Origin of the sequence: Faecalibacter bovis (assembly GCF_017948305.1) — a bacterium.
GTDB classification, from domain to species: domain Bacteria; phylum Bacteroidota; class Bacteroidia; order Flavobacteriales; family Weeksellaceae; genus Empedobacter; species Empedobacter bovis.
On record NZ_CP072842.1, the window covers coordinates 2,245,253 to 2,268,185 of the forward strand.

Here is a 22,933-nt window from a genome sequence, read left to right on the forward strand (position 1 = left end):
TAATTTATTGAGTGATAAATTATTTCTTAATTACTTTAAATGTTTGGTTTGTACCATCTTCTAAAGTAGCATTTACAACATAAACTCCTTGAGGTAAACTAGCTAAATTAACTGATCCGTCAGCTTTAACTTTAGTTGTTACAACTTTTTGACCTGTTACATTGTAAACTTCAACGTTAGCAACAGCTAATTTGTGTTTGATGTATAATACATCAGTTATAGGATTAGGATAAACAGATAATTTATTTACTTCAATCGTTTGATCACCGATAGATAATGTTTCACAAGTACCAACAATTGAGAATACACCATCCCATTGTCCAGAAGTGAAATCAGCCCAGTTTGGAGAACCTGGAGTTCCATTAAATTTACCAGTGTATAACGTGTTCATGATAGTACTAGATTCGAAATATCCATTTGTACCAGATGCATACACAGCACCTGTTAATCCAACCCAATAAGTATTTCCACCTTCTAATGGTAATGCTTCAGGTAAATTAAATGTATAAGTAGAACTATCAAATCCAGACGTAGAACCAACGTTTACTCTTGTACTAGGAACACCTGTAAATGTTGTTAATACATCACCTGGAACACCATTGTTATCAGAATAAACTTTGACTGTAGCAGAATTTAATCCAGTTGATGTTAAAACGTTGATCTTAATTGAATTTAAAGTAAATTGTGTGTTTTCTTCAATTTGGAAATCATGTGCAATTTCAGCTGCAGAAATAGATCCTTGTCCATTTTCTATATTATTTGAAGGATTTCCTTGTTCACAAGTCTCAGGCATTTCTATCTCGTTACATTCACCAACAATAGTAAATACACCTTCACCTGATGTTTCTTCCCAAGCCTCTACATCAGTGTCATATACCATCATATTATATTCAGAAGTATTTTCTACAGTTGTAGTTTCCCAATAAGCATCTTCACCAGAATTTGGTTGAACTGCTTCAACTTGTAACCAATATCTCTTATGAGTATTAGTTGTATTTTCTAATCTTACAACTTCAGGTAAATCATAAGTATATTTAGAGAAGCTATATCCAAAATTAGTACCTAAACTTTCTGTTACAGATGGCGCACCTGTGAATGTATAAACAACGTCTCCACTTGGCGTTCCATTAACATCTTCTATAATAGAATATGTTGCTGTAGAAATTCCCTCTGTAGCTGTAATTAAATTAAATGAAATTTGTGAAACATCTATAGTCGAATATGCATTAACACGGAAATCATTAGCGTAAGCGAACATTGTTAAATTTCCTATACCATTTTCAAGGTTATTAGAAACATTATTTATACCACAAACTTCTGGTAATGGAGGTAATGTACCTTCAATAATTTGTACATCATCTACAATGTTAGCGTATCCGTAGTTGTTAATACCTTCGAATGCAATTTGTAATTCGCTAGATAGGGCAGGTAATTGTATACGTTTTTCTTTCCATGCATCTACAGCTCCAGGGCTATCATATATTTTAATCCAGTCTTCAGAATCACTTGTTCTATAGTATACTTTTAATGCATTATTATCTCCAAACCAATTTGGTTGTGCATAGCTAAATTGTAAATATGCATCACTTACACTACCAGCGTCAATCATTGGAGTAATTAATTTTGTAACAGGTGAACTTACTCCAGAACCAGAATAGAAACGTGCGTTTAATTGTCCATTATTAGCAGTTGTGATACCACCATTTGATCCTGCAGCAAAAGTCCAGTTTCGGTTTCCTAAAACATTTTGTTGTGTCCAACCAGCTCTTGTTGTTGAATCGTCTTCAAATGTTTCATTGAAAGGTAAAGTAGTTGTCATAGGAATTAATCCTGCTCTTACTTTAACCTCATCTATAACATTTGCACGCCCCCAGTTGTTGATACCTTCAAATGCGATTTGCATCGTTGCAGATACTTCTGGAAGTTGAATAACTTGTTTAGTCCAAGTTTCAGTTCTTTCAGTTTGGTGAAAAATTTCAACCCATTCTGATGTTTCAGATAATCTATAATATACTTTTAAAGCGTTAATATCACTAGCCCAAGCTGGATTTGCATGATAAAATTCTAAATAAGCATCACTAGAAGTAACTTGAATTATAGGAGAAACTAATTTTGTAATAGGTGTATTTTCACCCATAACAGAAACAAAACGTGCATTTGCATCTCCTGCTTTAGTCGTTGTAACTACACCTGTTGAACCAACAGCATATGTCCAGTTTGATGAACCTTCAACATTAATATTTGTCCAAAATGTTCTACTAGATGATGACGAATCAAAAGATTCGTGGAATGGAAGACTTTGTGGTTCATTTTCAGGAGTTTCTTCAACTATAATGTCATCTACAAATAACATGAACATATCGTCTGAATTATTAATCCAAGCTATACGAATTGATTGTCCAGCATATTGTTCTAATCCGAAAACTTTTTCTGTCCAAGGTTTTCCTTCATGAGATCCTTCTGATTCGATAATAGCTAATGTATCTGTAAAATCAGCTATTGTATTTCCACCATTTGGAGCTACTTTTAATTGGTATCCGTCAGGATATGTTGGGTCTTGGGCTTTAGCAGAATATCTTAAACGAGGAGTTATAGCATCAGTTAAATTAATTAAAGGAGTAATTAACCAATCGTTAGATACTCCCGCTGGAGAATACCATGAAGTACTCGCAGCAGCGTGATCACCTGCTGGTCCTCCAAAAAGTCCATCTATTCCATCTAAATCTAATACATTCCATCCATTAGTAATGAATGCAACATTTGGATCAGGAGTCTGCCCATCAATGTCTAGTACTGTCCAAGATCCAATTCCTGGACCATTTCCATCAAAGTTTTCGGTGAAATACTGTGCATCAGCATTTGAGAAAATCGTAGCAATAAATGCCAGACTTAGTAAAGATTTTTTCATAAAAATTCGTATTAGTGTTACAATAAATATAATTAGAAAATTTATTATAAAAAAATAAATAACTGATAATGAATAATTAGAATTGAAAAAATAATAGATTTCAGCAAAATTATTAATTATAATTTGTGTTGTAAATGGTATAATATTTAAGAAACTCTGTAGTTAATTTGTAAGTTATATTTAAAAAAAATACCTCTATATGATATAGAGGTATTTTAAAATTATTATTTTTTTAAGTATAATATTAAAAAGTCATTTCAGGAATATCGCCTTCAATAATAAGTTTACCAGCTGTAGCTTTCTTAATATCTTCCACAGAAATACCAGGAGCTCTTTCAAGTAATTTAAATCCACCAGTTGGTAAAATTTCTAAAACAGCTAATTCAGTAACAATTTTTTTGACACATTTTATCCCTGTAAGAGGTAAAGTACATTCTGGTAATAGTTTAGATTCACCAGCTTTGTTTACATGCTGCATAGCAACAATTATATTATCTGCAGAAGCAACTAAATCCATTGCGCCACCCATTCCTTTAACCATTTTACCTGGAATTTTCCAATTGGCAATATCTCCATTTTCAGAAACTTCCATTGCTCCTAAAATGGTTAAATTTATTCTTCGTGCTCTAATCATTCCAAAACTCATAGCAGAATCGAAAAAAGAAGAACCAGGAAGTGTAGTAATCGTTTGCTTACCCGCATTGATAAAATCAGGATCTTCTTCGCCTTCAATAGGGAAAGGCCCCATACCTAATAAACCATTTTCAGATTGTAAGACAACATTAATTCCTTCAGGAATATAGTTTGCAACCAAGGTCGGAATACCAATTCCTAAATTTACATAGTATCCATCTTTTACTTCTTTTGCGATACGTTTTGCAATTCCGTTTTTATCTAACATGGCAATTAATCTTTTTTAGGTTGTACAGTTCTATTTTCAATTCTCTTTTCGTATTTAGCACCTTGTATAATACGATTTACATATACACCTGGTGTATGAATTTGATTTGGATCTAATTCGCCAACTTCTACCAATTCTTCTACTTCAGCAATTGTAATTTTCCCACACATTGCTGCTGGATGGTTGAAATTTCCTGCTGCACCACGATAAATTAGATTTCCTGCCGTGTCACCTTTCCAAGCTTTTACCAGCGCGAAATCAGGTTCAAAAGCCTTTTCTAATAAATATTCTTTTTCGATTCCATGAAAAGTAAATTTTCTGATCTCTTTTCCTTCAGCAACTTCAGTTCCTACACCAGCTGGTGTAAAAAAAGCAGGCATTCCGAAACCGGCAGCCATTAATCTTGTTGCTAATGTTCCTTGTGGAATTAACTCAACTTCTAGTTCACCTGATAACATTTGGCGTTCAAACTCAGCATTTTCTCCCACATAAGATGAAATCATTTTTTTAATCTGCTTGCGATGTAATAATAATCCTAAACCGAAATTATCAACACCTGCATTGTTTGAAATACAAGTTAAGTTGTCTATTCCTTTGTCTACCAAACCTTGAATTAAGTTTTCTGGAATTCCACTTAACCCAAATCCTCCAAAAGCCAATGTCATTCCGCTTTCTACACCTTGTAAGGCTTCTTCTATGGAGTTTACTGTTTTATTAATCATATTTTTGTGGTTTCATTTTTTGATAGTTAAATATAATAAAAGTTAAAAGTCTAGGCCTTAAATTATCAATCTTTTTAAAGAAAAAAATAATCGATATTTAATAATGTTCTATATTTGAATCACATTGAATTTTCGATTGTAGAAAATTTTTAATCATTGTGTTGAAAAGATTAAAACGAGTTTAAAATGGAGAAGAGAATAGTAAATCGAATCATCGAATACATTTTTTTCTCCAATTTTTTTATGGGTTTATTATCTATAGGATTAAATTTGGAAACTAACATAAAACTTGGTTTACAATTAAATGATTTAGATTACTATTTGTTTATCAGTAGTTTGAGCGTTATTTTTTACTTATTTGCGTATGAAATTCCGATAAAAAAGATCAAATCATCCAATCAACGAACACAATTCTATATTGACCACCGAAAATCGATTCATACATTTAACATAATTCTTTATATCATATGTTGTTTATCTGCAATAAGTATATTTATAAAGACTTATCAGAATCTATTTACCTTACATTGGATCCATTATTTAATCTTAATTGCAACTTTTTTATTAGCCATAAGTTACTACAACTGGAAGTTTGGATTTTCTCTTAGAAAATATACTTGGTTTAAACCAACTTTAATAGCTTGGACATGGGCAATTACAACTGTATATTTACCATTATTGATATTGCAATTAACCGAAGGAATATCTAATAATTGGGATGCTAGATTTTACTTTCTATTTAGTCAAACATTTATGTATTTCATCGTTAATGCAATTATGTTTGATATGAAGGATTATGAAGATGATACCAATCGAGGATTAAAAACCTTTGTTGTAAAATATGGAAATCAATTGATGTTGAATCGCGTTATTCTACCTTTAATTTTCTTAGGTTTTTTAAGTTTTATATTATTCGGATTTTGGTATGATTTACCATTACATCGCATACTTTTTATGTTAGTTCCGATAATCTTGATGGCAATTTTTGCTTTTAAATTAAACCGTCCGAAATCAATTTTATATTATTTAATCGCAATTGATGGAATGATATTTTTGAAAGCTATTTTCGGAATCCTAAGTGTAATACTGTTCGAGTATGAATTATAATTATATCGCTCCATATTATGATTTATTAAGCCGAATATGTTTTCTAAATCGACAACAATTGGCTCATAAAATCATATTAAAACATTTAAATTCTGGTGATCAAATTTTATGGTTAGGTGGAGGTAGTGGATGGTTTCTTGAGGATATTAATAAATTAAATATTGATTTAGAAATTGATTATGTTGAATTATCAACTGTAATGATAGAGAAAGCTAAAGCGAGAAAAGTATCGAATATTAATGTTAATTTTTATCAAGAAGATTTTTTTCAATTCGTGCCAAACAGAAATTATGATGTAATAATTACAGCATTTGTTTTTGATCATTTTTTAGAAAAAGAATGTGAAATATTATTCAAAAAATACAATCAATTTTTAAAGAAAAAAGGCAAATGGGCTTATGTTGATTTTTGTGAAGAACAAAATTTTATCCAAAGATTTCTAACTAAGTCCATGGTACTTTTTTTTAATTTAGTTGCAGGAATAGAAGCAAAGGATTTCCCAAAAGTGAATGGATTATTCGATGATTTTGAATTGATAGAAGGGAAGGAATATTTTGGCAATTATATTCAATCCAAAATATATAAGAAATAAAAAAAGACCTCAAGTTGAGGTCTTTTTGATTACATATAATCGGTGTCTAATTTTCCTTTTTTGAATTGAATGATATTCAATTTTTCCATTAGTCGGATACATGGGAACATCGGATCAAACTCGAATTTTTTTACTGCGAAGTTTGGACGTCCTCCAAATTTGTGATGATTGTTATGTAAACATTCACCCCACATTAACCAGTCTACAGGCATTAAATTCGTAGAAGTATCTTTAACTTCATAGTTTCTATAACCGTATTTGTGCGAGAACCAGTTTACGATAGCTCCGTGTAATGGGCTCATTAATGCATGCATTGGGATAAATACAAAATATGCCCACAATGGTGCGTCTACTAACCAGTATAATCCGATATAAACAAAAATCCAAGCTACTCTTATTAAGTTATGTTCAGCGAACTTATCCCAAGAACGCCAAGCAGGAACTCCTTTAATGTATTTTTCTTCGATTTGTTTTTCACCAGTTCCAACTTCTTTATAATAAATACGAGTTTTCCACATCATATTCCAAATATTTTTATCAAAAATTGGAGAGTGTGGATCGTTTTCTGTATCTGCATGTTTATGATGCATTCTGTGCATAACCCCGTAAGCATAAGGGCTTAAATAAGATGTTCCTTGGAAAATCCAAGTTAATACATGGAAGATCTTTTCCCATCTTCTTGACATTGTGAACATTGCGTGTGATGCATAACGGTGTAAGAAGAAAGTCTGGAAAAATAATGATCCATACCAGTGTAGAATGAACAATATGATTACTCCTATCATATAAATTGTAATAAATTAATTTTTTTGCAAATATATAGTTTAGGATTATTAAATTGGCTATTAATTATCATAATTAAACCACAAAAAAAATTATTTATAATGAATAAAGAATTCTTCCGAAATATTATTTCGACACAAATTCCAATCGCTTGGATAGCAGGTGTACGTTTACATGAGTGGAAAAACAATACATGTTCAACCAAAATAAAATTAGGATTATTGAATCAAAATCCATTTAAGAGTATGTTTTGGGCTGTACAAGGTATGGCTGCTGAATTTTCTTCAGGATTAATGGCTTCTGCAAAGATTCAAGAATCAGGAAAAAACGTATCGATGTTGGTGCTTGGAATGCAATCTAAATTTCTAAAGAAAGCAGTAGGTAAAATTATTTTTACTTGTAATGATGGTGAAATGATTGAAGCTGCAATAAATAAAGCGATACAAACTGGAGAAGGAGTAACTATAATAGTTAAAAGCAAAGGTGTTGATGAGCAAAATGATGTTGTGTCTGAGTTCGAATTTACTTGGTCTTTTAAATTGAAATCTTAAAATATGGATAAAGCTTTCTTCTGAAAGCTTTTATTGTTTATTAAAACAAATTTTTAGAATTTCTGTAATTTGATGCATTTCCTCTTCCGACAAATGAGCAAACCCCAAACGCATTCCAATTTTTTTATTGGTTTGGTATAAAATATTCTGCGGAATATATAAATCTAATTCTTCAGCATCTTTTTTAAGTTGCATTAGGTTGATAGAAATTTTCCATTCAACCCAAACTGCAAATCCATTTTTTGGTAACTGTAAATCAATTTGATCTCTAAGGTGTAAAAGCAATAAGTTGCAAAAATAATCTCGTTTTTCTTTATAAATATTGCGATGTTTTTTTAAATTTTTAGAAATTTCACCTTCTGTAATCATTTCAGCTAAAGTCTGTTCAATCAGTGGATCGCCAAAAGAATCATAAACATACAATTGCTTTTTCAGTTCAGTTATAAAATCCGAAGGTGCAATGATATAACTTAGTTGAAAACCGGAAGGTAAATGTTTTCCAAATACACTTGTGTAAATAATATTTCCATCAAAATTGTTCGTTGTTAATGGAAATGTTGGTCGAGTAGAGTAGTGAAATTCGTAATCAGGATCATCTTCTAAAATTACAAACCCAAAATATTTGGCTAATTGTTTAATTTCTAACCTTCTCTGTTTATTTAAAGCTATAGTTGTTGGATAATTGTATGATGAAAGATATAGAACTCTAATTTTTTTTGTTTCACAAATTGATTTTAAAGCATCTGTTTTTAAACCAAATTCATCACACGCTATCGGAACAATTCGGGCTTTGTTTTCCTGAAAAATCATATTCGATTTGTAATAACTCAATTCATTTACAGCGATATAATCACCTGGTTGAATCAACGTTTTCGTAATCATTTGCAAAGCAATTTCACGATTACGAGTAACCAGAATTTGTGATGAATCAATGCCAAAATTTCGAGAAATATTGATATAATTTGTAAGCTGTTTTATAAAAAACGGGTTTTCATTGAATGAATCTTTTTGAAATGAATTTTTACGTTTTAAAACTGACGAATAATATTTAGCTGTAGTTTTAAAATCACTCAATTTATAATCAGGAATACCGTCATTCAATCGTAATTTGCAAGTATTTTCATCGTTTGGTAATTCTAAAAGAAAAGATTTGTTATAATTGAAACTTGCTTTATTAGGAAATTTTAAATCAGTATTTGCTTTTAGTTTCTGGGATTCAATTCCAGTTTGGCGAACAATAAATGTCCCACGATTCGGTTTTATTTCAATCCAACCTAAAGAAGCTAATTCATCAAAACTCTTAACAATTGTATTTCTGTTTAATTTAAGAATTTCCGATAATCTTCGTGTGCCAGGTAATTTAATTCCATATTTTAAATTTCCTAATTGTATAGCTTTAATAAATTCATCAACTAATTGAATATACAATGGTAAATCAGCTTGATGATCTAATTTAATAAAATCGAAATTTGGTTCAACCGGACTATTCATTTTCTTATAAACTGGACTATTTGTGTAGGTTGGTAAGGTAATAATTTTGAACAAATTATACCAATAACTTAATATTTATAAATTGAAGAAAATTTCGATATTATTTGTTTTGATTAGTTCTTTTGGATTAGCACAAAATACAAATGATACAATTGCAATAGATGAAGTTTCTGTGATTAATAATCGCTTAAACACAAAAATTTCCAATGAAAATAGAAATATTTATGTCATCAGTAAATCAGAAATAAAGAAATTACCGGTAAAAATTTTACAAGAAATACTACAATATACTTCCGGAGTCGATGTTAGGCAACGTGGTCCATTTGGTTCACAGGCAGATATTTCCATGGATGGAGGAAGTTTTGAACAAACTTTAATTCTTTTGAACGGAGTAAAAATTGTAGATCATCAAACAGCACATAACACGTTAAATTTACCAGTACCTTTAGAAATGATCGAACGTATTGAAATTGTTCGTGGACCTGCAGCTCGTGTTTATGGCAACAATAGCTTAACAGGTGTTGTAAATATTGTAACGAAGAAAATTCAAAAAACCGGTGTTTTTGCTCATTCATACTTCGGTTCAAATTTTAAAAAGGATGAGGAAGAAACTGGAGATACATTTACTAATAAAGGGTTTCAAATAGGAGGGAGTTTATCTAAAGAAAATCAGCAACATCAATTGCATTTAAGCCACGAAAAAGGAAATGGTTATAGGTACAATACGGCTTACGAGAATAATAAAATATATTACCAAGGGAATTTTCAGTTGAATGAAAATAATTCGTTAGAAGCAGCTTATGGCTACGTGAAAAATGGATTTGGAGCAAATGGATTTTATGCAGCTCCGGGCGATAAAAATTCTAAAGAAATTGTAGAAACAACTTTGGTAACGATTCAATCAAAACATCAAGTTTCAAATAATTTTACAGTTTTACCGAGAGTAAGTTATCGTTATAATTTTGATGATTATCGTTATTTTAAAAATGATCTGAATCGAGCAAGATCTTTGCATTATTCCAATTCCATTGCAGGAGAAATTAATGCAAATTATCTTCTAAATAAAGGACAATTGGGATTGGGTGCAGAATATAGAAATGAACAAATAAATTCTACAAGTATTAAACAGCATACAAGAAATAATTTTGGTTTTTATGCTGAATATAAGACGGATATTACGCCAAAATTAAATACAAATATTGGTACATACCTCAATTATAATTCTAATTATGGATGGCAAATTTTTCCTGGAATTGATGCAAGTTATACATTAATTCCGAATTTAAAATTGGTTGCAAATGCAGGAACATCTCAACGAATTCCTTCGTTTACAGATTTGTATTTGGATCAGCGACCAGGAAATATTGGTAATGAAAAGGTTGAAGTGGAGAAAGCTTTTCAGACGGAAATTGGGTTCAAGTTTTTAAAAGGAAAATGGAGTTTTGATGCATATTATTTTTACCGAAACATTACAAATTTTATTGATTGGATTAGATTGACTACGGACGAACCTTGGCAAGCAAATAATTATGGAGATCTTCGTACGGTTGGATTTAATTCGAAAGCGAGTGTTTTGGTTCCGATCAATTCAAATCAGAGGTTAAAAATGGGTGTAAGTTATTCTTATTTAGATCCGAAATTTATAAATTCTGCGGAAGAGTATAATTCCAAATATAAAATTGAAAGTTTGAAACATCAGTTTATCGCAACGATAAATTATGAAATGAATAATACCTCAATAACTTTCGCAAATCGATATTATACGCGTTATTCATACAAATCGTATTGGATTTCAGATATAAGAATTAATCATATAATTAAAGATAAGTTTTCTGTTTATGTAGATGCGCAAAATTTATTTAATACAGTATATAACGAAGTTGGAGCCATTCCAATGCCAGGTCGTTGGATCAGTTTTGGTGTTCGTTTTAATGGAATTTAACCAATCTAAATTTATATATTTTAAAAACAAATCAGCCGCTTTCAATGATGAAAACGGCTGATTTTATTTTGTTAATAATCGTGAGATTTTATCATTAAAAACTATTAGTAAAACTGAAATTATTCCGATAAAGATATTATCAATTAATGCATAACTATCTAAACTTAGATATTCATTCTTTACTCTGAAATGTTGAATAGTTGAAATTATAATCTCTGGAATAGAAAGCACAAACAAAACAATTGCAGCAACAGAAAGTGTTATTTGTGTATATTTTTGAAGATTGATATCCAATGAATTTATTGGCATATCTATAAAACTTTTATCAATTCGAAGTAATTTTATAACTAAATCTGTTTTATAAATTAATAAAAAATATAACGCAATATTGATGATGATATCTGTGATTACCAATGTTGTGGACATATTTACATCAGGATTTTCCAATATTTCATCTGAATACATGACATCATCTAAAAAAATCAAATGAAAATATCCAGGTAAAATGTAAATAAAACTGATGAGAATAAAAATGAACCCAATTAATTTTATAAGTATTGATAGTATATTTCTAATCGTAATCATGATTTTTAAATTTTTTGATTCTTTTTTTATTTCTCTCATCAAGTAATGATGCTACAGCCCAAATTGAAGCTGGAATCCAACCTATAATTAAGAATTGTAATAAAAAACAAAATATAGCAGTCAGGATTTTACCTCTTAATAAAAAAGATAATGAAGGAAAAATTACAGCTATTAAAATCATATTATTTATTTATCACTTCTAAAATTGTTCTATAATTTAATAATTATCTTATTTACTGATGCTGACACTAACAGGAATTGAGAATTTTAAATTAACATTTTCTCCATCACTATTTTTTGCAGGAATAATCTTTTTATTGGTTTTAGTCTGTATTTTATTTAATTTTTTGAATGCATTTTTTACAGCATCACTTAATTGTCTATCTCCATTAGAAACGATATCAACAAAATCTCCATTAGAATTGATAACAAAGGTATTAAAAGTCTTAAAATGCCCACTTCTATTACTAGCAGTCATTCTATTGACTGAGTCAGATAGTTGTGAAAATAAATCACTCAATAGTTTATTATTTAAGCATTTAATTTGTTCGTTATTATCCAAAGTTTCATCGCATCCTGGATAAATTGCTATTTTTTCAACTTCTTTAATTGTGTAAGTTTTTTCTTGAGCAAAAGTGAATGTGTTGATTGATAGTAACAGAAGTAAAACTGTTTTTTTAATATTCATAAACTGTTTTTTAATAAATTAGATATCCATTAATAACCAAAACCAAGCACTTTGAACATCACCTTGGTCTAATAATTTTGAAGCAACTTGATGACGAACTTCAATCGGTTTAAATTTATTAATATCTAATCTGGATGCTAACTGATTTTTGAAATTATCTATTAATTCCTGTGACGGTAATGCTTCCACATTTCCTAATTGCCCTAAATGATTTCCCGTTAAAAATTTAGAAAATTTAACTTCATCTGGCAAAGAATCAATACCTAAACCAATAGTACGCGTTGGTTTTTCAACCTCAAAAATGGCTTCGGGTATTACACGACAATAGAAATCTTCACCCATACGAGCAACCAAATCTAAATCATATGGACTTACATTATCATCATCATTTAAAAATTGTTTTTGTACGTGCATTTTTACAATTTCCGCAACGACAATATTTGCTGCTCCAGGTTGATCGGAAATTGAAATTACCTCACGCACTTTACATTCTAACTGAAATGGACTTTCTGCTACACGAGGTGGTTGAACCATTTCCGAAGGGATTGGAGTTAAACCCGCCTTCACAAATTCGTTGACTCCTTTTGGATATTCAACACTCGATAAAGATTGCTGTTGAACAATATTGTAATTCACGATATTGATTACACACTCAGGTTGCTCCCAAATATTTTCCAGTGTATGTTTTGTAGAACCATCACGCATTTTTCTTAACGGAGAAAATACACAAATAGGTGGATTTTGCCCCATGATATTAAAAAACGAAAACGGACTTAAATTGACATTACCTTCTTTATCAACCGTACTTGCAAAACAAATTGGTCGTGGAGAAATAGCATGTTTTAGTAAATTATCAAATGATTTTGTATTCGGTTCGAATGATTTTGTTTCTTGCATAGTCGTATCAATTGTCGTTATAAAGATGAACAGAATTTGTTAATTTTCCTAATCCACTTACTTCCATTTCAATTATATCGTTAGGTTGTAACCATTGCGGATTGTACTTCTCATCTAAGCGTTTACCAGTTCCGTTTAACTCTAAAAAACAACCAGTACCAACGGTTCCTGAACCAATAATATCGCCAGGGAATAATTTAACACCATAAGAAATGCGTTCAATAATTTCAGCAAAAGTCCAATGCATATCTTTAAAATTTCCACGAGAAACTTCAATATTATTCACAGAACATGTCATTTCTAAATCATAACAATTTCCGACATGCCCTTCTTTTGGAGCAACTTTGTATGATTCTAATTCATCAGGTGTAATTAAATAAGGTCCCATCATCGAAGCAAAATCTTTTCCTTTAGCCGGACCAAGGTTCAATTTCATTTCTTGCATTTGCAAAGCTCTTGCCGATAAATCATTTAAAATCATAAATCCTCCAATGTATTCATCAGCATTTTCAGCACTAATATTTATTCCTTCTTTTTTGATAACAATTGCAACTTCCAACTCAAAATCCATTTGATTAAAATGATGTGGCATCGCATAAACTTTACCTGGACCTTGAATCGCTTGATGATTGGAAAAGTAAAAAACCGGAATTTCATCAAATTCTGGAATCATTTCTAAACCACGGTTCATACGAGATGTTTCTACATGTTGACGAAAGGCGTAAGCATCTCTAAAACTTGGCGGATGTGGAATAGGAGCTAATAATTGAGGATTTTTTACGATTGCATTTTGATAGTTTCCTAAATTGATTTCTTTTTGAATTAATCGAATGATTGGAAATGTGAAATCTGAATCAGCTAATATTTGAATTAAGTCTTTTTGTAATTCTGAATTGATAAAACTTAAATCATAAATTTCATCTTGGTATAATAAGCCGACTTTTTCTTGTTGTTGCTCTATATAAGTAACGAATTTCATTTTGTTTGTAGTTTTGAGAGTGAATATAAAAAGAATTAAGTTATTAGGATTTAAATCTTAATGAATATATTTTTTAAATGTTTCACGGATGAATTTTAAATTATTATGTCTTAGATGAATAATTATTTAAAAATTGAATGAATAAATGTATTTTTGTGAATTACAATATGTATTTATAGTAATTATTTTCAATGTTTTTAGTTTTACGCCTTTTATTTATTTTAACACCAGCTATATTATTAAGTCAACAAAAATCTTCCTACGAAGAAATTTATAATAATATTGAAAATCATCCCACAAACAAGCAGATTATAATCGCAGATTCCCTTTTGAAAAATGCAAAAAATGCAAATGAAAGGGTATATTCTTATTTCTATAAAGCGCACATAGGCCTTTATTCTAATGATTATCATCAAGCTTATGAGAATTTAAATATGGCTGATTCTATCATTGAAGCAAATCATTTTACGAAAGAAAAAGTTACAGCTTTATTCATGTTAAATGGAGTGTATCAAAATTTAAAAATGTATGCCAAGTATAAAGATAACATACAGGAAATAAATGATATAATTGAACAATGGCCGAAAGATGAGCATTATTTAAAAGTTAAAGCAGGTAATTTATTATCATTGGCAAATTATTATTCATACATAAAAGATCACGAAAATGCTTTAATTGAATATAAACGAAGTATCGAATTTTTAGAGGATAAAAAGATGTACACCAAAACATTATTAAAGGCTTATAATGATTTGGCTATTCTTTACGGTAAAGATGATTTGGATTCGTCTATCAAGACTTTTTCTAAAATGAATGATATTAATACCAAATATGTAAATAATAAACTATTCTCTATCAATTATTATTTGAATGTTGGGGTTTGTTATAAATTAAAAGAAGATTACAATAAATCTAAAGAATTTTTAGAGAAAGCTCTTGCTTTGGCTAATAAATATGAAATTGAATTTTACATTTCCAGTATTAATGATCAATTAGTTATAATTTACGATAAATTAGGAAATGAAACAAAATCTGATTCTATAGCAAATATAGAGTTTGCAAAGACTAAAGAAGTATTAAAAAACAAGCTTGAAACTAATAATATTGTTACTAATAAAATAATTAATCAGGCTAAACAAGAGATTGATAATCAATCAGAATCTAAAAGTTATTTAATTTTTATTGCAGGATTTATCGTTTGTTTTTTAGCTGCTATAATTTTTATTTTGTTTAGAAAAAAAAGGGAAGAAAAAAGAAAATTTGATCAAATTTTAGCATCATACAATAAAAATGTAGCATCTAAAGTTGATATGATTCAACCAATAGAAAAACAACAATCCAAATCAACAAACGAGTTTATTTCAAAAGCAAAAGAAGAAGAAATATTAGAAGCTTTAAATTTATTTGAGAAATCTAAAAAATTTACAGATTCAGACATGACAATTTCAATTTTAGCAACTGAGTTGAATACGAACATCAAATATGTTTCTTATATCTTAAAAAATTATAGAAATTGTAATTACAGTCAATATATCAATCAAAATCGTATTGATTATTTAATCGCTTTATTGATTGAAGATCCTAAAATTAGGAAATACAAACTAGATTATTTGGCAAACTTAGTTGGTTTTTCATCTAATAATCGTTTAACGATTTTATTTAAAGAATACAAAGGAATTTCTCCCTCTGATTTTATCCATAAATTAAATAATGAAAAGTAATATTGATTAATAAAAACCGGTTTTTCAACCGGTTTTTTTATTTTAATGAATAGATTTTGTAACCAAATTTGTTTCATTATTCTTCTAAATTTCTTGTTTTATTTTCAAGAATTTGAATTTTTTCTTGTAAAATTTGAATCAATTCAGTTAGTTGATTTATTTTATTATTCTGTTCTTCATAGATAGAATCATTATTAGATCGTCCTATTGAAGAAGTAGATTTTTTCACAAAACCATTCTCATCTATAACTAAAAGAGAACCTGTACCAGTTGTGATATTTTCAAGTTTTAAAATTTCTGTATTTGCAATTCCTTTAATATGTAATCTTGCTTCTGGTTCGTAAGATCCAATTCCAATTCTAGCCGTACTATTCGTATAGTTTTCATTATCTAAAATGTCTCTACCAAATAAAATATTAGCTATATTCATTGCATTACTGAAATTATCCTCATACTGATTTTCTTCAGTTGCTAAAGAATGATTCCTTGTTGCAAAACTCGCTTGATAACCGATAAAAATATTATTATTTCCTCTTGTATTTACTCCTGAATAAGTTCCAATAGCTGTATTGTTATTTCCTTTTGTTTCTGAGAATGGATTTGGTAAAGCACGATACCCAACAGCAGTATTATTAGAGCCAAAATTTATTAAATTAGATTTACCTTCCAAAGCAGATGATCCAATTGCAGTATTAAAATTTCCCTTCGTTAGATATTGAGCTGCTCCCATACCAAAAGCGGAATGACTTTGTAAATTAATGGAAAATCTTGATGAATTAACACCAACTGATGTGTTATTTGAAATATTTAAATTATCATTTGTCACAAAGTTTTTTGATTGCTCATGATTTTGCATTGCACCAAATCCGATTGCAATTGTATTGCTATTATTTGTATTTTTCTGTAAACTTCTATGACCAATAGCAATATTGTTACTTCCAGTTGTATTTGATATTAAAGTTTCGCCACCTATTGCAATATTTCCATTTCCACCGTTATTATTTGTAAGTGCCCAATTTCCAATTGCAATAATATTATTATTAAAAGCAGTAGTTTTAATAACACCATCATTATCAATGTTTATTCGTTTTGTAAAGGCACCTTTACCGAATGAAATATTATAAGAATTAATTAATCCAACATAACCATTATTTGTCTTAAATGCTAAATCTTGTTGATTAATTGATCCTAAAAAATCTCCAGATTTTAAATTACCCTTTGTAGATGCATAAAATTGTGTTGATGCGACTAAATTAGAACCTAATGAATTTGTCATTATTTCTTCTTCGTTTTCAGTTACATATAAATTTTCTTTTAAAATATTACCATCTAATTTCCAAGAGTTGTCTTTAAATTTTTGCCAAACAACACCGTCAAAATAATAATATCCTGGCAGGTTTACGTTAATTAATTGTTCTGTCGGTATTACTGGATTAGTTTCTGAAGAAACTATATTTTCGGTAACATAAACGATTGCACCAATTTGATTAGTTGTATATGTTTTTAAATTTAATTCGTTTGCAGTTAGCCTGGGAGCAATGATACCGTCTAATAAATTATTGTCTATACTTTTAGAAACATCTAAAGTAGCTTTAGGATTTTCAGTATTAATACCTACTTGCGCAAATATAAAATTAGAAATACAAATAGATAAAAGGATTAAGGTTTTTTTCATTTAGTTAAAATTTCCCCTAAATTATAACATAATGTAAACGATAATGTATTATCAATTATTCGTATTCGAGAATATAAATAATGTTAGTATTTGAATTCTGAATTTTAAAAATCTAAACAATTGATAATGTGTGGTAATTGAGTTTTCTTGTTAATTATTTTATAATGTGATTTTTCAGTTTTTTCTCAATTGTTAAAGTAAAATTTGGTATTCTCTAATGCTGAATTGATTAAACTTAAATCATAAATTTCATCTTGGTATAATAAGCCGACTTTTTCTTGCTCTATATAAGTAACGAATTTTATTTTGTTTGTGGTTTGTTGCAAATTACATAAAGTTTTAAAATATTCAATTGTAAAGTTCTTTCGTTAAGAAATCTTATTTTTGCACAAATTCTTACCATTGAAATCGGATTTATTACTTATCACACCTCCATTTACACAGTTAAATACACCTTATCCTGGAACTGTCTATCTAAAAGGATTTTTGAATAACTTAAATTATATAACTTTTCAAGCCGACTTAGGTTTAGACGTTATTTTACAACTTTTTAGCAAGAAAGGACTTTCAGATTTATTTCAATTAATTGAAGATTCTCAAATAGAATTAGGGGAAAATAGTTATAGAATTTATACACTTCGTGAAGATTATATTCATTCTATTGATCATGTTATTCGATTTTTACAAGGTAAGAATTCCACATTAGCAGATTCCATTGTTCAAGATGGATATTTGCCTGAAGCTTCTCGCTTTGCAGAATTGGATGATTTGGATTGGGCTTTTGGATCGATGTCCTTTCAAGATAAAGCGAAACATTTAGCAACTTTATATTTAGAAGATTTATCGGATTTTATTATTGAAACGGTTGATGAAAATTTTGGATTTAGTCGTTATGCTGAACGATTAGGTCGTTCGGCAAATTCATTTGATGAATTATATGGTGAATTACAAAAAGATATAACTTTTATCGATCGTATCACCTTATCCGAACTCGAAAAGTTAATTCAACATACAAATCCGAAAATGGTCGGCTTTTCTGTCCCATTTCCTGGAAATTTATATTCAGCTTTTCGTTGTGCTCAATATATTAAAAAGAATCATCCACAGATAAAAATTTCGATGGGCGGTGGATTTCCTAACACAGAATTACGTTCACTTTCAGATCCGCGTGTTTTTGAATTTTTTGATTTTATAACTTTAGATGATGGTGAAGCTCCAGTTGAACAATTATTGAAATTAAATAATCAAGAAATTGAAATTTCTGAATTGAAAAGGACTTTTACTTTAATTGATAATAAGGTTGAGTATATTAATAATCCATTAGTCAAAGATTATAAATTTAGTGAAGTTGGTACGCCAGATTACACTGATTTAAATTTGGATCAATATATTTCTGTAATTGAGGTTATTAATCCTATGCACCGTTTGTGGAGTGATGGACGATGGAATAAATTGACAATGGCACACGGTTGTTATTGGGGGAAATGTACGTTTTGTGATATTTCGTTGGATTATATAAAAGTTTATGAGCCAATTGCAGCAAAACAAATCGTGGATAAAATGGAAGAATTGATTGTAACCACAAATAATACTGGTTTCCATTTTGTTGATGAAGCTGCTCCGCCAGCATTAATGCGTGAAGTTGCGTTAGAAATATTACGTCGTAAACTAACTGTCACTTGGTGGACTAATATTCGATTCGAGAAAAGTTTTACATTAGATTTGTGCCGTTTACTTAAAGCTTCCGGTTGTATAGCTGTTTCCGGTGGATTAGAAGTTGCTTCTGATCGATTATTAAAGTTAATTGATAAAGGAGTTACCGTAGATCAAGTTGCGGTTGTAAATCGTAATTTTACTGAAGCCGGAATTATGGTACACGCGTATTTAATGTATGGTTTTCCAACACAAACGAAGCAAGAAACGATTGACAGTTTAGAAATGGTTCGACAAATGTTCGAATTAGGTATTCTTCAATCTGGATTTTGGCATCAATTTGCGATGACTTCACATAGCCCTGTTGGTTTGGATCCAGAAAAATTTAATGTAATTAATCACAGTACAGAAATTGGAACATTTGCCAATAATGATATGGTGCATGAGGAAAAAACTGGATTAGATCATAATCAATTTTCGTTTGGTTTAAATAAATCTTTATTCAATTATATGCATGGGGTTGGTTTTGAAATTCCATTACAAGAATGGTTTGATATGAAAGTTCCTAAAACTTCGGTTCAATCAAATCATATAGAATCTATTTTAAATCAAGATTTATTTGTTTCACATAAACCGACTCAAAAAGTAGTTTGGTTAGGTGGAATTCCGACATTGGAAATTCGTACAAAAACGAAAAAAGGAAGAACATTTGAAAATGCTGTATTAACTTTTCATACCAAGAGCAATTACTTAGAAGTGATGTTGGAAAAAGAAGAAGGTGAGTGGCTGATCGATTTTATTAAGGAATTAAAAACTTCAGACAAACCTATTTCATACCAGAAAATGAAACAAAGTTTTGAAGAAACTACAAATTCTGATTTTGAAGTGTTCATTTACTCTAAAGCAGTCAATCAAATCAAAGAAGAAGCATTATTAATTGTATAAAATAATATAAATAAAACCGTCTAATTTTTAGGCGGTTTTTTTATTTATTATATTTTATCAATTATAAACTAAAAATTAATCATAATCTAATCGTTGTAATTTATTTCTAAGATTAAAAATCCTTCAATAAACATCTTAGTGTATTTTGTACAATTAAATTTCTTTCCTATATTTGGCTTAATCACAAAGAATAGTAATTAAATGAAGGCGAACTTAAAACCTTTATTTTTAGGAATGAATAAGCAAACTGTTGCTTTACTTTCTAAGATTGTTTTTGCACAGTACTCATTTTAGTATTGTATCGCAGTATCTATATACTGTGCGTATTGCTATTTTCACTTTTTATCAAAACACACAAAAAATTTATTTATGCCATTGTATCATGCTTTGGGGAATTTTCCTCAGAAAAGACATACGGTATTCAGAAAACCAAATGGGGATTTATACGCAGAAGAGTTAGTATCTACTCATGGTTTTTCGAGCACGTATTCTAATGTTTATCATTGTTATCCGCCAACTTTGGTAAAGGAAATAAACGAACCATTTTCGGTTGAACCTAAAATCGCTCGCGCAAAACATTTAAAACACACTTCTTTAAAAGGATTTAAAGTAAAGCCAACAAAGGATTATATAGAATCTCGTGTACCAGTTTTAGTAAATAATGATTTACATATTTCATTGGCTGCTCCACAACAATCGATGACTGATTATTTCTATAAAAATTCGATGGCTGATGAAGTTATTTTTATTCATGAAGGTTCTGGAATTTTAAAAACTGGATATGGTCAAATTCCTTTTGAATATGGTGACTATTTGGTAATTCCGAGAGGAATTATTTATCAGCTTCATTTTAATGATGAGCATAATAGGTTATTTATTACAGAATCCTTTAGTCCGATTGAAACACCACGTCGTTACAGAAATCATTTTGGTCAGTTAATGGAGCACGCGCCATTTTGTGAACGTGACATTAAACGTCCACAGGATTTAGAAACATTTGATGAGCATGGTGATTTTAAAATCATGATAAAAAAAGAAGGATTAATTTATCCTTATGTTTATGGAACACATCCTTTCGATTTTGTAGGTTGGGATGGATATCATTATCCATGGGCATTTTCTATTCATAATTTCGAACCAATTACGGGACGTATTCATCAACCGCCTCCAGTTCACCAAACTTTTGAAGGTGCAGGTTTTGTAATTTGTAGTTTCGTTCCACGACTTTTTGATTATCATCCAAATGCGATTCCAGCACCATATAATCATAGTAATGTAGATTCTGATGAGATTTTATATTATGTGGATGGAGATTTTATGTCTAGAAAATCTGTCGAAAAAGGTCAAATCACATTGCATCCAGCAGGAATTCCACATGGTCCACATCCAGGAACTGTGGAAAAATCGATAGGAGCGAAGGAAACACATGAACTTGCTGTTATGATAGATCCTTTTAGACCTTTAATGCTAACTGAACAAGCGTTAGAATTAGAAGATCCAGATTATTATAAATCATGGTTATATTAGATTTGTTCTAAGTTCTAAGTTCTAAGTTCTAAATGTATTTCTGATCTCTTTTCAGGATCTCAAAGATTAAAGAATTAAACCATATTACAATTACAATAAAAACACACTATAAATGAGCACACAAACATTTGCTGAAAAAATAGCACAAGCACAAGACTTTCTTCCTATTAATGGAACTGATTATATTGAATTTTATGTAGGAAATGCAAAACAAGCTGCACATTACTACAAAACAGCTTTCGGTTACCAAGAAATTGCGTACGCTGGTCCAGAAACCGGAGTAAGAGATAGAGCATCATACGTTTTACAACAAGGAAAAATTCGTTTAGTTTTAACTTCAGGTTTAAAATCGGATTCGCCAATTTGTGAGCATGCAAAAAAACACGGTGATGGAGTTAAAATTTTAGCACTTTGGGTAGATGATGCTTACGATGCATTTGAACAAACAACAAAACGTGGTGGAAAACCATATATGGAACCAACTACAATTACTGATGAATTTGGTGAGGTAAAAATGGCTGGTATTTATACATATGGTGAAACTATACATATGTTTATTGAGCGTAAAAACTACAATGGTCCATTTATGCCTGGTTATGTTAAATCTGAATCTACTTATCAGCCGACTGATTGTGGTTTATTATATGTAGATCACTGTGTAGGAAATGTTGGTTGGAATAGAATGAACGAAACGGTACAATGGTACCAAGATGTAATGGGATTTGTAAACATTTTATCCTTTGATGACAAACAAATTAATACTGAATATTCAGCTTTAATGTCTAAAGTAATGTCTAATGGAAATGGTTTTTCAAAATTCCCAATTAATGAACCAGCTGAAGGTAAAAAGAAATCACAAGTTGAGGAATATTTAGATTTTTACGAAGGAGAAGGTGTACAACATATTGCAGTTGCGACAAAAGATATTATCAAAACTGTAACTGAATTAAAATCGCGCGGGGTTGAGTTTTTATCTGCGCCACCAGAAGCATACTATGATATGATTCCAGATCGCGTAGGTGAAATTGATGAAGACATCAAAAAATTACAAGAATTAGGAATCTTAGTAGATTGTGATGAGGAAGGTTATTTATTACAAATTTTTACTAAACCAGTTGAAGATCGTCCAACATTATTTTATGAAATAATCGAACGTCATGGAGCTCAATCTTTCGGAGCTGGTAATTTTAAAGCTTTGTTTGAAGCATTGGAAAGAGAACAAGCTAAACGAGGAAACTTATAATAATACATACAGTAATTTTTTGA

The 22,933-nt window shown here is 29.9% G+C and carries 18 protein-coding genes; 8 read left to right on the plus strand and 10 right to left on the minus strand.

From position 1 onward, the window contains the following. Positions 1-19 precede the first annotated feature (19 nt). The 3 genes from J9309_RS10845 to J9309_RS10855 form a co-directional block, all read right to left on the minus strand. Complete coding sequence (locus J9309_RS10845) at positions 20-2,908, minus strand: T9SS-dependent choice-of-anchor J family protein (RefSeq protein ID WP_230475897.1); 2,889 nt, start codon at positions 2,906-2,908, stop codon at positions 20-22. Positions 2,909-3,152: 244 nt separating this feature from the next. Continuing rightward, a complete protein-coding gene (locus J9309_RS10850; RefSeq protein ID WP_230475898.1) occupies positions 3,153-3,809 on the minus strand; it encodes a 3-oxoacid CoA-transferase subunit B in 657 nt (218 codons plus the stop codon). A gap of 5 nt (positions 3,810-3,814) precedes the next feature. After that, on the minus strand, positions 3,815-4,531 hold the full coding sequence (locus tag J9309_RS10855) for a CoA transferase subunit A (protein ID WP_230475899.1): 717 nt from the start codon (positions 4,529-4,531) through the stop codon (positions 3,815-3,817). Positions 4,532-4,717: 186 nt separating this feature from the next. Between J9309_RS10855 and J9309_RS10860 the strand changes: the two genes are divergently transcribed. Further along, entirely contained in the window at positions 4,718-5,638 is a 921-nt protein-coding gene (locus J9309_RS10860) for a UbiA prenyltransferase family protein (RefSeq protein ID WP_230475900.1), read from the plus strand. Continuing rightward, on the plus strand, positions 5,628-6,230 hold the full coding sequence (locus tag J9309_RS10865) for a class I SAM-dependent methyltransferase (protein ID WP_230475901.1): 603 nt from the start codon (positions 5,628-5,630) through the stop codon (positions 6,228-6,230). Before J9309_RS10860 ends, J9309_RS10865 begins: the two co-directional genes overlap by 11 nt. A 29-nt stretch (positions 6,231-6,259) precedes the next feature. Here the strand turns inward: J9309_RS10865 and J9309_RS10870 are convergent, their stop codons facing one another. Next, positions 6,260-7,015: an acyl-CoA desaturase gene (locus J9309_RS10870; RefSeq protein ID WP_230475902.1), complete on the minus strand. Its 756-nt coding sequence runs from the start codon at positions 7,013-7,015 to the stop codon at positions 6,260-6,262. A 99-nt stretch (positions 7,016-7,114) separates the two neighbouring features. Between J9309_RS10870 and J9309_RS10875 the strand changes: the two genes are divergently transcribed. Then, positions 7,115-7,564 (plus strand): DUF4442 domain-containing protein, encoded by a 450-nt coding sequence (locus J9309_RS10875; protein ID WP_230475903.1) that lies wholly within the window; start codon positions 7,115-7,117, stop codon positions 7,562-7,564. A 30-nt stretch (positions 7,565-7,594) separates the two neighbouring features. On the opposite strand, the gene J9309_RS10880 is transcribed toward J9309_RS10875, so the two are convergent. Further along, positions 7,595-9,055, minus strand: coding sequence for an aminotransferase-like domain-containing protein (locus tag J9309_RS10880; protein ID WP_230475904.1), 1,461 nt, complete (start codon positions 9,053-9,055; stop codon positions 7,595-7,597). An 82-nt stretch (positions 9,056-9,137) separates the two neighbouring features. Between J9309_RS10880 and J9309_RS10885 the strand changes: the two genes are divergently transcribed. Beyond that, the gene (locus tag J9309_RS10885) at positions 9,138-10,997 is read left to right on the plus strand and encodes a TonB-dependent receptor plug domain-containing protein (RefSeq protein ID WP_230475905.1); all 1,860 of its coding nucleotides are present in this window, start codon (positions 9,138-9,140) and stop codon (positions 10,995-10,997) included. Positions 10,998-11,060: 63 nt separating this feature from the next. Here the strand turns inward: J9309_RS10885 and J9309_RS10890 are convergent, their stop codons facing one another. The 4 genes from J9309_RS10890 to J9309_RS10905 all read right to left on the minus strand — a co-directional run bounded on the left by J9309_RS10890 (position 11,061) and on the right by J9309_RS10905 (position 14,146). Beyond that, complete coding sequence (locus J9309_RS10890; protein ID WP_230475906.1) at positions 11,061-11,582, minus strand: hypothetical protein; 522 nt, start codon at positions 11,580-11,582, stop codon at positions 11,061-11,063. Positions 11,583-11,811: 229 nt separating this feature from the next. After that, entirely contained in the window at positions 11,812-12,270 is a 459-nt protein-coding gene (locus J9309_RS10895) for a hypothetical protein (protein ID WP_230475907.1), read from the minus strand. Between the two features lie 18 nt (positions 12,271-12,288). Then, positions 12,289-13,167 carry a flavin reductase family protein gene (locus J9309_RS10900; RefSeq protein ID WP_230475908.1) on the minus strand — a complete coding sequence of 293 codons (879 nt, stop codon included), beginning with the start codon at positions 13,165-13,167 and terminating at the stop codon, positions 12,289-12,291. Between the two features lie 7 nt (positions 13,168-13,174). Then, complete coding sequence (locus J9309_RS10905) at positions 13,175-14,146, minus strand: fumarylacetoacetate hydrolase family protein (RefSeq protein WP_230475909.1); 972 nt, start codon at positions 14,144-14,146, stop codon at positions 13,175-13,177. Positions 14,147-14,337: 191 nt separating this feature from the next. On the opposite strand from J9309_RS10905, the gene J9309_RS10910 reads away from it, so the two are divergent. Beyond that, positions 14,338-15,867, plus strand: a complete 1,530-nt coding sequence (locus tag J9309_RS10910; protein WP_230475910.1) for a helix-turn-helix domain-containing protein — start codon at positions 14,338-14,340, stop codon at positions 15,865-15,867. Between the two features lie 76 nt (positions 15,868-15,943). Here the strand turns inward: J9309_RS10910 and J9309_RS10915 are convergent, their stop codons facing one another. After that, entirely contained in the window at positions 15,944-17,542 is a 1,599-nt protein-coding gene (locus tag J9309_RS10915; RefSeq protein ID WP_230475911.1) for a hypothetical protein, read from the minus strand. A gap of 402 nt (positions 17,543-17,944) precedes the next feature. Here J9309_RS10915 and J9309_RS10920 point away from each other — a divergent pair, with 402 nt between their 5' ends. The 3 genes from J9309_RS10920 to hppD all read left to right on the plus strand — a co-directional run bounded on the left by J9309_RS10920 (position 17,945) and on the right by hppD (position 22,910). Next, on the plus strand, positions 17,945-20,140 hold the full coding sequence (locus J9309_RS10920; RefSeq protein ID WP_230475912.1) for a B12-binding domain-containing radical SAM protein: 2,196 nt from the start codon (positions 17,945-17,947) through the stop codon (positions 20,138-20,140). A 369-nt stretch (positions 20,141-20,509) separates the two neighbouring features. Next, complete coding sequence (locus J9309_RS10925) at positions 20,510-21,667, plus strand: homogentisate 1,2-dioxygenase (RefSeq protein WP_230475913.1); 1,158 nt, start codon at positions 20,510-20,512, stop codon at positions 21,665-21,667. A 112-nt stretch (positions 21,668-21,779) separates the two neighbouring features. Continuing rightward, the gene (gene hppD / locus J9309_RS10930; RefSeq protein WP_230475914.1) at positions 21,780-22,910 is read left to right on the plus strand and encodes a 4-hydroxyphenylpyruvate dioxygenase; all 1,131 of its coding nucleotides are present in this window, start codon (positions 21,780-21,782) and stop codon (positions 22,908-22,910) included. Positions 22,911-22,933 lie beyond the last annotated feature (23 nt).